The sequence below is a fragment of the Rhodospirillum rubrum ATCC 11170 genome, from assembly GCF_000013085.1.
Taxonomy (GTDB): Bacteria; Pseudomonadota; Alphaproteobacteria; order Rhodospirillales; family Rhodospirillaceae; genus Rhodospirillum; species Rhodospirillum rubrum.
On sequence record NC_007643.1, the window covers coordinates 3629284 to 3644661 of the forward strand.

Genomic DNA, 15378 nt, shown 5'->3' on the forward strand with positions numbered 1-15378 from the left:
CCCGCTGCGGCCGGCTCACCCGCACTCTTCCCTTCCTCTGGCGCTCGGCCCCCTCCCCAAATGACACTTTTAAACCGACGGTCGATGCTCAAGGCTACGGCAGCCGCCGCGGCGCTTGGCCTGTTGAACACGGCAATCCCCGCGGCCCGGGCGCAAGATGGCGTGCCCGGCCTCACCTTCGGCCCCGCGCAGCCGTTCTCCTTCGAGCTTCTGAAGGAAACCGCCCGGCGCATGGTTCACGAGCCCTATGTCGGGCCGGCCAAGCCCGCTCCCGAGGTTGTCGAGCAAATCGATTACGACGCCTGGGGCAAGATCAAATTCGATCTCGACAAGGCGCTCTATGCCGATGGCCCGGGGCGGTTCCCCGTCAGCTTCTTCCACCTGGGCAAGTTCTTTGCCAAGGCGGTCGAGATGCATGTGGTCGAGGGCGGCGCCGCCCGCGAGATCATCTATGATCCCGCCCTGTTCGACATGCCCGCCGATTCCCCGGCCCATCGCTTGGCCAATGGCGCGGGCTTCGCCGGCCTGCGCATCCAGGAAGCCAAGGACGGGGCGCTGGACTGGCGCAAGAACGACTGGGTCGCCTTCCTGGGCGCGGCCTATTTCCGCTCGATCGGCGCCTTGCACCAATACGGGCTTTCGGCCCGGGCGGTGGCCTTGGATGTGGCCCTGCCCGACAAGGCCGAGGAATTCCCCGATTTCACCAAGTTCTATATCGACAACTCGGCGCCCGAAAACGGCCTGACGGTCTATGCCCTGCTGGAAGGGCCGTCGATCGTCGGCGCCACCAAATTCGTCATGACGCGCGGCGCCGGCGTGATCATGGACATCGAGCAGGCGCTGTTCCTGCGCGCTGATATCACGCGCTTTGGCATCGCGCCGCTAACCTCGATGTATTGGTTCTCGGAAACCCGCAAGGCGACGGCCATCGACTGGCGCCCGGAAATCCATGATTCCGATGGTCTGGCGATGTGGACGGGCGAGGGCGAACGGCTGTGGCGGCCGCTCAACAATCCGCCGCGCACCATGGCCTCGGCCTTTTCCGACACCAATCCGCGCGGCTTCGGCCTGCTCCAGCGCGATCGTGTTTTCGACCACTATCTCGATGGCGTTTACTACGACCGCCGCCCCAGCCTGTGGGTCGAACCCAAGGGCCAATGGGGCAAGGGCACGCTGCAGCTGGTCGAGATCCCGACCGACGATGAAATCCACGACAACATCGTCGCGATGTGGGTGCCCGAAAAGCCGATCAAGGCCGGCGAGTCCCTTGATCTCGCCTATCGCCTGCACTGGCAGGCCGACGAGCCGACGCCGACCGATCTGGCGCGCTGCGTCGCCACGCGCATGGGCAACGGCGGCCAGCCCGGCCAGCCCCGGCCCAAGGGCGTGCGCAAGTTCATGGTTGAATTCCAGGGCGCGCCGCTGGCCGATTTGCCCTATGGCGTGATGCCCGAAGCGGTGCTGTGGTCGTCGCGCGGCACGTTCTCGTATATCTTCACCGAAGCCGTTCCCGATGACGTTCCCGGCCACTGGCGCGCCCAGTTCGACCTGACCGTTTCGGGCAGCGAACCGGTCGAGATGCGGCTGTTCCTGCGCAACGGCGATAAGACGCTCAGCGAAAGCTGGGTCTATCAGTACCATCCGTTTTAAGAACAGCGCCTTGGGGAGCGTGACGCTCCCCAAGGCCGATCTTATTTCGCCAGGATCGAAATCTCGGCGTCGATTTTCTTAAGCTCTTTTTCCAGCTCGGCCAGTTCCCGCTTCTTCTTTGCCGAGGTCGCGGTCGATCCGGCGGCCTCGGCCGACTGCAGTTCCAGGGCGGTCGCGTAGTAATCCGAGGTGGTGTCATCGAGCTTGCGGCTAAGCTGATCGTGGCGCGCCGCCGTGATCTTCGATGACTTGCGCGCCGCCAGCAGGGTTTTCTGCTGCGCCGCCGCGTCGCGCTGGACTTCCTTGAGCTTGGCCTGAACGTCGGCCAGCTCGGTCCGCGCCATTTCCTCTTCCTCGCGCATCGAGGTGTTCTTGGCCCGCGCCTCGTCCAGGCGTTCCTGGGCCTGCTGCTGGCGATAGGACTGGCCGCCGCCCATCGTCAGATCGGCCTTTTCGCGCTGATAGGTCGAGCAGCCGGCAACGGAAAGGGCGATGGCGGCGACGAGTAACGTCCTGATCATGGGTCCTGCCTTTGATTGTTTGGGGGGCGCGTGCCGCGAAAAGGCTAAACTCAGCCGATGCGGCCCTGTTCCAGATCCTGCGCCAACAAATCGCGTTCCTTCTTCTTGCGCTCGATCTGCGTCCTGGCGTCGGCGATCTGCTTGTCGAGCTGGGCGGTATTCTCGCCCTGGGCCTTAAGCTGCTTGGACACGTCGGTGTATTCCTTATTGCGGGTTTCCATGCCGCTGATCAGGCCATCCACCGCCGTCAGATTGCGCTTGGCGCGATCCTCGGTCTTTTTGGCCTGGACGGCATTGATCTTGCCGTTTTTGAAGTCCTTGCGGCCCTGCTCCAGGCTGGTGCGGGTCTGGCCGATTACCAGATCCATATTGGCGATCGATTTGGCGATGCGGTCGTTCTCGGCTTCGACATCGCGGGTGACCAACTGGATTTCGCGCACCTTGGCCCGCGCCGCCTCCTGCTTCTTGGCCACCATATAGCCATCAAGACCACCGACCAGACCGCCGCCGACCGCGCCGACCCCGGCGTAGATCGCGGCGTTCTTGGCATCGCCGGTGGCGAAGCCGACCAGGGCGCCAAGCAACGCCCCGGCCACGGCGCCGGTGGCGGCGCCGCCGAAGATGGTCTCGTTATAGATCTGGTTGTCTTCGGCAAGCTGCTTTTCCGCCGAAGTCATCGGGTAATCGGCCGACGTGGCCGACCCCGCCGGACCGTTCGACCCAAAGCGGTTGCGATCGCCCGTCGTCTGGCAGGCGGCGAGGCTGAGGGCAAAGGACGCCACAACGACAACACGCATGCTTTTGGCTATGAACATCCCTGCCCCTCCGAGGATCGGCGATTACGCCCCGGGGAAATCCTTCCCCGGGCCAAGTATCGGCTAAACCTATCGATTGCGGAACACTCAAGGCAAGTCCTAAAGAGAGCGAATACCCCTCTCCTTTTGACGGTATCAGCGCCCTTTCCAGCCGCCGAGAATGCCTTTATGGGCGGTCGCGCCCTTGGCCTGAAGCGTCTTCAGGTCAGAAAAGACATGATCAACCCGACCCTCGGCGTCAAGCATGCCCTGGGCGTGAAGGTCCGAGCCCAGGGTGCCCAACTGGCCCTCCAGGATCGGCACGGGAAACTCGGCGAGCATGCGGGTGACGTGATCAAGATAATACTGGGAATCGAATTTTGAATCGGCTTGCACGCGATCGCAGCGTTCCTTGTACTGGGCGGCGTTGAGCGCCATCAGCTTGCCGCAGCGTTCGGCGTTGTCCAGGGCTGTGGGCAATTGGCCGGCGGCGAACACGGCGACGCGCAGCATTTCGCGGGCGGCGCGGTCGCGTTCCTCGTTGCGGCTGGCGATATTGGCGTCGATCACTCCGGCCAAATTGAGCAGGCGGCGCTTGACCTCGGCCTTTTCGGGGAAATCGAGCTGGCTGGTGAACTCGGAAAGCGTTTTCAGCTCGGCGCGCGGATCGGACTGCTGTTCGGCCAAGGGGCTGTGGCTCTGTTCGGTCAGCGCCGTCCAGCCTTGGCGCAGGGCCTCCAGCCGATCGCGCGAGGGCAAGGCGGCGGCGGCCAGAACGAAGCGGGTTCCCGTCGTCGCCTCGCGGCGCAGGCCCTTGGCGTCGAACAGGTCGAATTCCTGGCGCAGGCCGGAATGGATCTCGGCCAAGGGCGTGCGGTAATCGCCGCCGCGCTTGACGAAGGCCCCGGCCCGCCCATGCGGGCGACCCACCCGGTTCAGCCGGAACAGGTCCTGGACCAGTTCGGCGGCATTGCCCAGCATATCGTGCAGGCCCAGCGGATTGGCCGCCAGCAGTCCGACAAGCTGCAATTCCTTGTCGGCGGACTCGGGACCGTCATACCAGATGGCGCCGGACTCGGGTCCATCCATCGGCGGGTGGCGGGCGTCGAAATCCGACGGCCCAACCTTGGCGCCGCCGCGCGCGGCGTATTCCCACTCGGCCTCGGTCGGCAGGCGGACGAAGCCCGGGGCCTTGCCGTCTCCGGGCAGGGACTTGCGGGCATTGGCAAACAGCCAGGCCGAATAGCTTTCGGCCGCCACCGTCGCCTCGCCCGGGGTGATGCCGACCTTGGGCAGCCACAGGTCCATCTTGCTGGCATCGGGACAGGGCCCGGCGATGGCGGCGTATTGGGCGGCCGTCAGTTCGTATTTGGCGATGTAGTAGCGCCAAGCGTTCTTCTCGGCGAAGGACCCGCTCAGGTAATCGGGATGGGCGTTTTCAATGAAGGCGCGGTCGGGCGAGCCTCCGCCCAAAGTGATCTTCTGATCGGCGAAAACCGCCCCGCCCGGCACATCGACGGGGCGAAAGACCATGGTGCCGCCGCAGGGCATGGGCAGGGCCAGATCGCCCTCGGCCGGCTTGCGGTTGAAGGCGTCCACCGGCCAGTCGCCGGCCCCCGCGGTCGGGGTCGCCGCCGGGGCGACGCCGGGAAGGACCAGGGCAAGAGACAGAACCAGCGCCAGCGCCAGAGGGTCAGGTTTCACGAATTTCATTGGCGGGCTCCAGGGCCGCATAGTGAATGCCGATCCCCAGAGCGGGGACGATGGACAAAACAAGGATGCCGCCGATGGCGGCCAGGGCCAGGGGAAGGGTTATGACGCAGGGCACGCCCTGAGCATGGGCGAAGACGGTGGCGGCCAGCTTGTGATTGATCAGCGCCTGAAAGGCCAGGGCGGCGCCCAGGCTGGCGATCGCCCCCATCAGGCCGACCAGGGCGGCCTGAACGACCGGCAGGCCGATCAACGTCGATTTGCCAAAGCCGATCAGGCCGAGGATGGCGATGGTCCGCCGCCGCCGCGCCGCCATGCTCCATTGGATCGCCGCCACCCCGCCCATTAGGCCAAAGGCCCCCAAGCCTCCGACCGCCGAAACCACCAGGGCGAGATCGCGGTCCAGGGCGAGGGCGAAATCAATGCGGTCGGTCTCGGCCTGCAGGCTCAGGCCATAGGGCGGAGCGGCCAGCCGGGCCATCAGCGGTCGCACCTCTTCGACCGTGCGGGCGTAAAGGCGGAAATCGGGATAATGGGCACGCGGCTTGGCCGCCGTGCCGGTTTTTCCCAACAAGGGGGCGGCGAAACCATCCTTGAAGTCCTCGATCTGGCCCAGCAGATCAAGCGAGATGAAGGCGGCGTTGCGGGCGAAATTGGCCGGCGGCGCGACGGCGGTAACCTCCAGGGTCACGCTCGCCCGCTCCTCGCGGTCCTTGATCTTGCGGGTAATCTCGATCAGAACGCCATCGCCCGTCCCCACCCCAAGATCCCGGGCGAGATCGGCGCTCAGGCGGGCTTGCAAGGGCCCGGCAAGCGGCGGGGTCGAAGCGTCGAACACCGGATCGGCGCCGGCCGTCGGCAGCAGCGAGGCCTGTTGTTCCTTGGCGCCGGTAACATCGAGAATCGCCGCCTGGGTCGCCGCCCAGCGGGTGGCCGGGGCGATGAAGCCGACCTCGGGCAACGAGCCGACCTCGGCGAACCACGCCGCGTCGAAGCGCGAGGCGCCGGTGGCCTGCAAGCGGATCAGCCGGGCGCCGGGATCGTTGCGCAGGCCGCTAAGAATGCCGCCGATCACGCCGTTGTGCAGGCCGCCCAGCACCAGCAAGGGCGCGGTAACCGCCATGATCGCCAGACAGATGGCGATGGCGACCGGCCATTCGCCGCGCAATTCGGCAAAGGCGATGCGCGGCAGATAACGCCAGGCTCCCGCTGTCATGGCACCCCCTCGGCAGCCGGATCGGAAAGCAGATCGGATTGACCGTTGTCGGCGGATTGGCAGATCGCCATGCGAAAGCCGTGGCGCTCGACCAAAGCGCGGTCATGGGTGACCATCAGCAGGGCCACCCCGGTTTCGCGGGCGAGCGCCGTCAACAGGGCCATGGTCGCTTCGGCCTGGGCGCTGTCGAGCGAGGCGGTGGGTTCGTCGGCCAGCACGAGATCGGGCTTGCCCGCCAGGGCGCGGGCGATGGCGGCGCGCTGGCGCTCGCCCACCGAAACGTCGCGGGGCAGCCGTCGCGCCAGCCCGGCGATGCCCAGCTTTTCCATCAGATGGCGGGTCCAGCCCGGATCCTGTCCGCCGTCGCGCCACAGCGGCAACGCGATGTTCTGCTCGATGCTGAGAAAGGGGGCGAGGCCGCCGGTTTGCAGCACATAACCGATATGGCGGGCGCGGGCGGCGCGCAGGGCGCGTTGGTCATCGGCCGCCCACAGCTTGCCCATATCAACGCTCGCCGCCCCGCTCATCAGCCGGAAGGCCCTGACCTCGATCGGCCGCAAGATGCCAGCGATGGTGTCAAGGATGGTACTTTTGCCCGAGCCGCTTTTGCCGACGATCGCCACGGTTTCACCGGCGCCGACGCGAAAACCGCTCATGCGCACGCGGAAGCGCTCGCCCTTGCCGGCGACCACCCCATCAAGCAGAACCACCCGATCCATGGCTTAGGGCAGGGAATCGATGGGAACGGGAAACACCGTATCGCCCGGCTCGGCCCCGGGGGTCAGCGCGATCCAGTGGTCGTTATCATCATGGTATTTCTGATAAAGCTGAACCTTGGCATAGGTGGCGTCGATGATCGCCTGCTGCTCGGCCACGCCCATGGCGATCCAGTCGTCTTGCGACAGCCCCATCAGCCGGCTTTGATAAGGCAGCCCGTCAAGATATTCGGAAACCAGTCCGGCGCTTTCCATATTGCGCGCCGTGCCCTGGCCAACCTTCGACGGGTCACGCCCCGCCGACAGCGCCGCCGAGCGCAGCTGATTGAAAAAATCACCCGGATCGATCTGGCCTTTCTCCAAAGCCTCGACGGTCAGCTGCAGGGTCTTTTGCAGATCGGACAACTGGTTCTTCGAGAGCAGAACGCGGACCGAGAAATTGGCCGTGTCGGGATTGGCGAAATCGCGATCCGAGGCCCAGGCGCGGAACATCGACGGCGCGGCCACCCCCTCGGCCCGGCCGAGATGGGCCAGGGCCATGGCGCGGCCGACCATGCGCGCCGATTGGGTCAGATCAAGGGGCCCTTTGGCGACAGGCTTGGGATCTTGCGCCGCGTCGGGTTCGGCTAGGGTCTTCTCGGCGTCGCGCACCTGGGCGACCAGGGCATCGGCCAGGGTGGTGACGGCGGCGCCAAAGGCGGCCTCGTCGCCGGCGGGAACCGGATAATACAGCGACGGCGCATTCTCATAGCGGCTGAGGATGCGGTATTGGGCCTCGGCCCGCGCATGATCGGCAGCCCCCGCCGGGGTCTTCAGATGGAAAGCGTAAAGGGCGGCCTTCTTGCCGCGCACAAGCTGGTTCATCCCCTCGACATCCAGCAAGGTGGCCGAGGGTGGCACCGTTTTGCCATCGACGATCTCTGCGCGGGCGCCGCGCGAACTGGCGTCGGTGACCAAGATCAGATAGCGGGCGGCGAAGCCGCTCCAGTCGATGGTGTTGAGCGCCGTATCGATGGCGGCGAAGGAATCCTCGGCGAAGGCCCGGGTGGAAATCGGCGTGGCCTTCAGCGGCGCGATCGCCTTGGAAAAAGCCTTGGCATCAGCCGTGGAATTGGGATCGGCGAAGGTGCGCGTCAGATATTCGACACCCTTGACCTTCTTGGGGTCGTCGCGGAAGGCGACCAGACCGAAGCGCACCTTGTCGGCCAGACCTTCGGCCTGAACGCGCTTGAGCACGTCGTCCATTACCTGACGGGTCTTGTCGATATAGGGATCCATCGAGCTGGAGGCGTCGATGACAAAGACCACCCCGGCGCGGAAATCGGCCATGGCGGCGACATTCATCCGCCGCTTGAGCGGCCGCTCGCGGCTTTCGCTGGTTTCCTCGCTGGTCACGCTGGCGACTTCGACATTACGCACGCGAAAGCCGGTGTTCAGGCGTTTGCGCTCGGCCTGAAGGATCGGCAGCATGTAGAAATTCTTCTCGAAGTCGATGAATTCCTTGGGTTCGATCGAAACAACCGGGCTACCGGCGGGCAGGGTTCCGGCATCGATCAGGCTTCGCGCCTCGCGGGCCTTGACCAGAAGCTCGGGCGAATCCTGCCAAGACTCCAGCCCGGCCTTGTCCTTGAAGAACAAGGTGCGCTCGCGGCCGATCGGCTGGGAAAAGGCCAGGACCAGGGCGTGGGACCATTCCACCGCGTCGGTTTCGGGCAGAAAACCGATCACCGTGCCCTTGGCGTCGGTGCCGACTTCCAGCAGGGCGGCGCCGCCGTCCTTGGGCTGCCGGCCATAGACGAACAGCGGGGTGAAGGGATCAAGCTTGGAGGGCGCGCCGGCCACCGGGGTCAGTTGGGCGCCCGGACGGGTCAATACGCGCTGGAACAGCTCGGTCTTGCCCTCGATCAGCAGCGGATGGCGGGCCTCGGCGTGGGCCTCGGGCAGCGACAGCGCCACCCCCAGGCCAAAGACGATCAGGGCGAGGCTACGGGCAAGGGAGGTCATGGCTTGGCGGCTCCGACGGGGGCGGTGGGCGCATTGGCGGCGGCGTTTTCCCAAAACACCGCGGCTTCCGGGCCATCGGCCCGCGAGGTCCGGCCCGAGCGCAGCACCTTGGCCAAGCGCGTCATGGCCTCGACATCGCCGCGCTTGGCGGCCAGTTCATAGTAATTGGCGGCACGATCGCCATCGGCCATTTTGACCACCGGCCCGGGCTGGAAACCATCGGGATCGTAAAGCCTGCCCAGATCGGCGGCCGCCTCGGCGCTGCCTTCGCGGGCGGCATAGGAGCGCAGCAGGAAGGCTCCATCGGCGACCCCCGCCGCGTCAAAGCGCTTGGCCTCGCCCAGGGCATCGGCGGCGGCGGGTTGCTTGCGCAGATAGTCGCGGGCGGCGGGCAAGGTGGTTTCCAGTTTCGCCGGTTCCGCCGCCGTTTCCAGCAGGGCCGGCAAGCCGCCCAGGAACCACCACCACACGCCGCCGCCGGCCAGCCCCACCACCACCAGGGCGGCGATCAGCGCCCCCCAGCGCCGGGGTTTGGGCGGATCGGCTTCGTAAAGCGGGGGACGCTCGGGGCGAATGGTCAGCCGGTCGTCATCAATCACCGGGGCCTCGGGCGTCGGCTCGACGACGGGGTCTTCTTTGGCGGGGGCGACGACGGGCAGCGGCGCGGGGGCTTGCGAGGGCAAACGCACCACCGGCCAGCTCAACCGCGTTTCCTCGGGACCGCCGGCGCCGCCGCCGACGCGCAGCACATAAGGGGTATGGGGGCGCAGATGCCAAGTCGCCTCGGGGCCAAGCTCGATGCTCACCCCACCGTCCATGGCGGCGACGACGCGCGGGGCGAACCAGTGTTCGCCCGCCGTCCAACTGGTGGCGCCCTCGCCCGTCGGATCAAGATAGCGGGCGCCGCCGGGATCGAGGGTGGCAAGGCTGACCTTGAGCGCCCCGGTCTCCATCCCCGAAACGCCATGGCACAGCAGGCGGACATGGCCCGCCCGCATCTCCGCCGGCTGTTCGACGATTACCCGCATCACCCCATCCTTTTCCCGAAAATCCCTATTCGGCCGCAACCAGCCATGACACGTCGATCATGTCGAGGATGGCCCCCAATTCCCGGTTCTTCTCATCGGAAATTTCCCGTCCGGCGGCATGGCCCACGTTATCGCATCCAAAGGCGCGCAGGGCCACGCCCCAATCAAGGAAAAAGGCCTTCTCGATCTCTTCGGGCTCGTCGCCCAAGACCGGCCCCGGGTGCTTCAACGACGCGGTGGTGAAGATCCCGCGCTTGCGCTCCTTCGGCGGTTCGGGAACCCCCGGGCGCTGATCGACCGGCAGGGCGGCATAATCGAGATAGGCGACGAAATCGTTGATGGTATTGGCGGCGATCCCGGTGACCCGGTCGGCGACACTGCTCCAACGCGTTCCCACCGCCCGGGTTTCCTCGCGCGCCGCCTCGGCGATGCGCTCTTGCAGCCCCAGGCGATTGGCCCCGACCAGCATCTCGTCGATGATCGGGCCGACGGTGGCGGCGCTCAGGCCGAGAACCGCCAGGGCGACCTCGTTGCGCTGAAAGGCCCGCAAGCCGCCAGCCCACTGGTTCATCACCTGACTGGCGAAGACCTCGGGGCGGTCCTTGCGGCGGGGGGGAGCGGCCTTTTTGGCCGGAACCGGGTCGGCGCCGGCCTCGGCCCAGGGATCGTCGTCGTCCTCGACCACCGGCTCATCGGCAACCGCCCCGTCGGCGATCTCGTTCAACTCGTCCTCGCGCATCTCCGCGACATTCATGTAGAGGCCGCGCACTTGGGCCGGATCGGCCATCAGCCCGGCGAGAAGGGCGGCGAAGGACCGATGGTCGCTTTCGCGGATTTGGCTGAACAACCGGCGGCGCAGATCGACCAGGGCGGCGTCCTTGGCGCGCTTCGCCTCGTCGCCCTCGGCGTAATGGAAGGCGCGCAAGGGCTCTTCCAGCGCCCGGGCGGTGGTCGCCAGCCGTTCCGAGGCCTGATGCCTCTTCAAGCCGGGATCAAGCACGGCGACCAGCCGGTCGACCAGATAAGCGACGCCGCCGTCATTGGCCGTCATCGCCGCGTCCCACACCGCCGTCTTATCGGCGAAATGGCGGGCGACGTCGGCCGAGGCCAGGAAGGCGTCGCGGTATTCGCGAAACACCGGGCTATCGACGGGCCCCTCCTCGTCAAGCGTCGCCTCGTCGCGATAGCGCATCAGATGCACCTGCTTCATGCTGGGATTGCGCAGGAACACCGTGTTGTCAAAGGGCTTGCCGTCCCAATCGCCGGGCCAGTCGTCCTTGCCATAAAGCTCCAGCAGCGAGGCGTGAAGGCGGCGGTCCCATTTGCCGGCGCGCGAGTCCGGGGTTTCACCGCCCTTTTCCAGAAATTCCAGATCGTGCTTGGTCAGCACCAGGAACAAGGCGTTGCGCACCGCCTTGCGCTTGGCCGGGGTTTCGCCGTGGGTCACGTTGATCCACGACCTTACCATCATGGCCAGATCCTTGACCTCGGCGACGCTGGGCGGCATGCACAGCAGCATCGAGGTCAGTTCCAATTCGTCGGTATAGCGCTGGAACAGATAGGCGATCTTGCCGCGCAGATACAGTTCGCGGGTCTGGCGGGCCTCTTCCTCGGCCTCCTTGGGCATCTGAAGAAGCTTCAGCCGCGACCGGGCGCCGGGGAAGTCCAGAAGGTCGGTATGCTCGAAAAACGGCCAGGGCTGGTGCTCGATGACCAGCCGCACTTCGGCGATCAGCGCCGTCAGGGTGGCGCGCGGCAGACTGACCGGGGCGCCGGACTTGCCGGCCACCACCGGCAGCAGGGCGATGGGGTCGGAGCCGTCTTCGCTGGTGCCCAGGCGGTTGAGCACGGCGACATCGATGATCGAATTGGCCCTGGGCGGCGAGCCGATCTCGCGCGGGATCAGGCCGCTGATGGCGGCGCGCGCCTCTTCGGGATTGCCGATCGCCTCCAGGGCGCCGGCCAGATGGATATACAGCTTGGTGAAGGCCTCCACCCGCCCCCAGAGCACCGAGAATAGCCGGGCCCGCGCCGCGATCGGCAGGCGCCCGCCATGGCGGATCAGCCCGGCCCAGAAATCGGCGCGATCAAGGGCGCCGATGCGCTTCTTGAAGTTCTGATGGAAATATTCATCGAGTTCGAACAGGGCGATCTCGGTGAGATGGGCCGCCGGCTTGGCGGTCGCCGCCGCCGCCGCCTCGCGCAGGGCGGCGCGGATATCGTCTTCCTCCAGCGGCGCGATGGTCATGCTGTTGGGATCGAAATCCTGAAAGAAGCTGTTGGCCAGGATCTTGACCACATCGGTTTCGCTCAGCAGCCGCAGCTCCACCGGATAGGCCGGGTCGATGTCATTGGCATGGATGGTGAACCGGGTGACCAGCCCGGTGGACTCGCGATCGCCCGGCGGATTGATCTCGCGCAGGAAATCCCGGCTCTCGGCGCCCAGGCGGATGGTCAGCCGCCCGCCCTTGGTGCGGGCCAGGGCCGAGACCAGATAGGATTTTCCGGCCTGACTGGGGCCAAAGACGCCCACGCAATTGTTGCGGTCGGCGGCATGGGCCAGCCGCTTACAGGCCAGCCGGGCGCGGCGCGCCGCATTGCTCAGGCTTTCGGCCTGCAGGGAAACCGACGGCGCGCTTTCGCGCAGGGCGTCGATCCACAACCGGGCCTTCTCGGCCCCCTTGTCGAGAGCGTCAATGGCCCGTCCCAGATCCTTGGTGGTATCGGCCATGGCCTAATTCTCCTGCAAGATACCGGTGTCGAGCCAGTATCCGTCCTGATTTTCGATGGTTTGCAGCCACAGGCGGATCTGGTTGGAGGCCAGCGAGCGCCCCTCGGCATCCTCGACCCTGCGGATCTTCAAGGCGTCGATCACGCCCTTGCCGCCGCGCCCCTGGACACGCTGAAGCTCGACCTTCAAAGGCGTGCGCTTGTTCAGGCTTTCGGCGACTTCGGGCGAGGCGTAATCGATGGAATAAAGCCGGGTTCCCGACCACCAATCGACGGCGAACTGGCGGGTGCCAAGCGACATCGGCGTGCGGAATTCAAAGGTCTGCTGGGGCAGTTCGTAGTCGGGATCGTCGAAATCGAGATCGGAATAGAACACGTCCTGGTCGGCCAGCTTGTTGTTGGAATCAAGCTTGCCAAAGAAGCGGGCGGTCGAGCGCGGCACCAGATGATCGGCGCGGAAATTGAAGTTGCGCAGCCGGCCCTCGCCCAGAACGCAGATCATCGCCCCGACCGCCGCCGTGGTCTTGGGATCGGCGATATGGGCCTCGTGGTCGCGGAAGGGGTACCATTGGCCAACGCGGAATTCATGCAGCGGCACGATGCGGTGAGGTGGCAGGCCGCAGGTCTCGGTCAGGATATCGCGCACGGCGGGCATGCGCGAGGGGCGGCCCGACAAGATCAGCACATCGGCCTCGTTGCGGTGAACCAGCTCGGCGAAGCCGCGCAGCATATCGGTCAACACGCTGCGGGTGGTGCGGTCGATATCCTTGAGGTCGATCTCGAAGCGCAGGTCGCGCAGCGAGAAATCCGTGAAGCCGTGGCGACGGAAGTCCTCGTCCACCCGCGCCACCAGCGAGCGGTCGATGACCTCGCCAACCACATCCTTGAGCACCAGGGGATCGCGGCGGTTATCGCCCGACAGGCGGTCCCAGCCCTCATAGGCGACGATCATGCGCAGGGCCAGCGGATAGCCGATATGGGCGGCGAATTGCTGACGGCGCAATTGCTCCTCCACGTCCATATCGCCGCGATTGCCGCCGAACATGCGGGCCATGACCGATTTGACCGCCTCTTCCGAGGCGCGCAGGCTGAGCGCGGCGCGGATCGGTCCCAGCACATGCTCGGCGATGATGGCCTTGACCACGTCGTCGCCGGCCAGGGAAATGCCCTCGGTCAGGATCTGCTTGGGAAACAGCGTGACATTGGCGCCATGGCCGTCAACCCGGTAGCCGGTGATGACCAGATCGGTGGTGCCGCCGCCGATATCGAGCGTCGCCAGCCGGATCGCCTCGTCGGGCGACGGGCGTCCGGGCCGGCGCAAACGGGCGAAGCAGGCCTTGGCGTCACCGCCATAGGCGATGGCGACCTGACTGTACAGATAGGCCGCCTGGGTGGCGCTGGCCTCGTCCCATTTGATGATGACGCCGGGCAGCGGATGATCGTCCTCGGTGGCGCGGACCTTTTGCGTCGCGTCCTCGCCATCGCTGACCACCTCGCCCAGACCCAGGCAGATATAGATCAGATCGCGCGCCGCCTGGGCCCGCTGCTCCAGGATCTGACGCTCGGCCTGGGGCATGCCGGTGGGAACGGTCAGGATGACCCGGCGCAGGCGGCGCGGCAGATCGGCGTTGCCCCGCCGCAGGCGATGGGCCGGGGCGTTCATCATGCATAAGGCCTGCAGCAGGATCTCGGCCAGACTGAAGGTCATCAGATGCGAGCGCGCATAGAGGGCGCGGATCGACGGGAAGCGCGCGTCATCATTGATCGGCACGCCCTCGGGCACGCTGTGCAAGGGCTCGCCGGCGTCATTGACCAGGGTGGTGAACTCGACCCCCATGGCGAAGGGGCTGGCCCCGACCAAGCCCGGCGTGTTGAAGCGCCAGCCGTCGCGGCGCTGGGTCTCGTCCCACAGATAGCGCTTGGGGCTCGACATGCCGGTCGCGCCTTCCGATCCGCGGCGCAGCGCCGCCAGCCGCTGGGCCTCGACGCCGACGCGGGCCACCGTCGGCCAGCCGAAGGCATCGGCGCGGCCCGACAGGAACGAGATGTCGTCCCAGCCGATGGCCGCCTTGTTGAATTCAATCCGGCTGTCGAAGGGATCGCTGTAAAGCCGCTCGGGCATCCCCAGATCGCGCAGGCTGAGGCGCACCGCCTGGGCCAGATCGACGCTGGTCTCGTCGGGATGGGTTTCGATCAGCAGCCCGCAGGTTCGCGAATTGCCAAGATCAAGCACCAGATCGACGTCGATCGGCGTGGCGCGCGGCTTGCTGACGCGGTCGATCAGCCCAAGATTGGGGGTGATTTTCAAGGCGCCGATGAAATCGAGCAGGGCGACATAGCGCGCCACATCCTCGCGCGGGCCGGCCAGCCGTTCATTGATCATCGCCGCATCGATCACCGGTTCGGCCCGGCTGCGCTTGCGCTCCTCGGCCAGGATCATTTCGGTGAAGGCCTTGCGGCACCATTGGCCGATCCAGTCGCGCCCGGCATACCACAAAACGGCCTGCTCATTGGCGGCGAAGCCGAATTGCGCGCCGCGCTGAGTATCCTCGTTAGTCGGCGCCAGATAGGCCATGTCGGCGTGGTGTTCGCCAAGATTGGTATCAAAGGCCAGAACCAACCGGTGGTCATTGCCAAGATCATCGGGCTGGTCGAGCGCGATCACCTGGGCCCGCGCCCAATTGATCGGGCCATCGGCATGGCCGCCGGCCTGTTCGCGGCGGAAGAAGGGAACGGGCACCCAGACCCGGCCGAAGGTTTCCAGAACGCCCCGCCAATCGACCTCGTAAGACACCCGCCCCCTGGCCGCCTCGCCGCCCCGGCCAACGATGCGCGGCGCGGGCATGTCGGGGCCGTCATAGAAGCTCCACTGGCTGACCCTCTCGCGGTCGCCCGCCAAACGGAAGCCCAGATCAAGAAACTGAATGCCGCTGCGCGGCGTCAGCCAGACGACCGGGGGATATTTCAGAAGGGGAGCCAGTGACATGGTCGGCGTCGTCCTTGAGCGAT

The 15378-nt window shown here is 66.2% G+C and carries 10 protein-coding genes; 1 reads left to right on the forward strand and 9 read right to left on the reverse strand.

Annotated features, from left to right (window positions below; translation table 11 throughout):
* The first annotated feature begins 84 nt into the window (after positions 1 to 84).
* A complete protein-coding gene (locus tag RRU_RS16230; RefSeq protein ID WP_014626523.1) occupies positions 85 to 1650 on the forward strand; it encodes a glucan biosynthesis protein in 1566 nt (521 codons plus the stop codon).
* A 41-nt stretch (positions 1651 to 1691) separates the two neighbouring features.
* Here the strand turns inward: RRU_RS16230 and RRU_RS16235 are convergent, their stop codons facing one another.
* From RRU_RS16235 to RRU_RS16275, 9 genes are all read right to left on the reverse strand, one after another.
* Positions 1692 to 2171 carry a hypothetical protein gene (locus RRU_RS16235; RefSeq protein ID WP_011390894.1) on the reverse strand — a complete coding sequence of 160 codons (480 nt, stop codon included), beginning with the start codon at positions 2169 to 2171 and terminating at the stop codon, positions 1692 to 1694.
* Between the two features lie 50 nt (positions 2172 to 2221).
* Positions 2222 to 2968 carry a glycine zipper domain-containing protein gene (locus tag RRU_RS16240; protein WP_237703783.1) on the reverse strand — a complete coding sequence of 249 codons (747 nt, stop codon included), beginning with the start codon at positions 2966 to 2968 and terminating at the stop codon, positions 2222 to 2224.
* Between the two features lie 153 nt (positions 2969 to 3121).
* Positions 3122 to 4678 (reverse strand): formylglycine-generating enzyme family protein, encoded by a 1557-nt coding sequence (locus RRU_RS16245; RefSeq protein WP_014626524.1) that lies wholly within the window; start codon positions 4676 to 4678, stop codon positions 3122 to 3124.
* A complete protein-coding gene (locus RRU_RS16250; protein WP_011390897.1) occupies positions 4659 to 5891 on the reverse strand; it encodes an ABC transporter permease in 1233 nt (410 codons plus the stop codon). Before RRU_RS16250 ends, RRU_RS16245 begins: the two co-directional genes overlap by 20 nt.
* Complete coding sequence (locus RRU_RS16255; RefSeq protein WP_011390898.1) at positions 5888 to 6610, reverse strand: ABC transporter ATP-binding protein; 723 nt, start codon at positions 6608 to 6610, stop codon at positions 5888 to 5890. The genes RRU_RS16250 and RRU_RS16255 overlap by 4 nt, the downstream gene beginning before the upstream one ends.
* Positions 6611 to 6613: 3 nt before the next feature.
* Positions 6614 to 8611 carry a vWA domain-containing protein gene (locus RRU_RS16260; protein WP_011390899.1) on the reverse strand — a complete coding sequence of 666 codons (1998 nt, stop codon included), beginning with the start codon at positions 8609 to 8611 and terminating at the stop codon, positions 6614 to 6616.
* A complete protein-coding gene (locus RRU_RS16265; RefSeq protein WP_011390900.1) occupies positions 8608 to 9639 on the reverse strand; it encodes a hypothetical protein in 1032 nt (343 codons plus the stop codon). The genes RRU_RS16260 and RRU_RS16265 overlap by 4 nt, the downstream gene beginning before the upstream one ends.
* A gap of 25 nt (positions 9640 to 9664) precedes the next feature.
* Positions 9665 to 12370: a putative virulence factor gene (locus RRU_RS16270; RefSeq protein WP_011390901.1), complete on the reverse strand. Its 2706-nt coding sequence runs from the start codon at positions 12368 to 12370 to the stop codon at positions 9665 to 9667.
* Positions 12371 to 12373: 3 nt separating this feature from the next.
* Complete coding sequence (locus RRU_RS16275; RefSeq protein ID WP_011390902.1) at positions 12374 to 15355, reverse strand: virulence factor SrfB; 2982 nt, start codon at positions 15353 to 15355, stop codon at positions 12374 to 12376.
* Positions 15356 to 15378 lie beyond the last annotated feature (23 nt).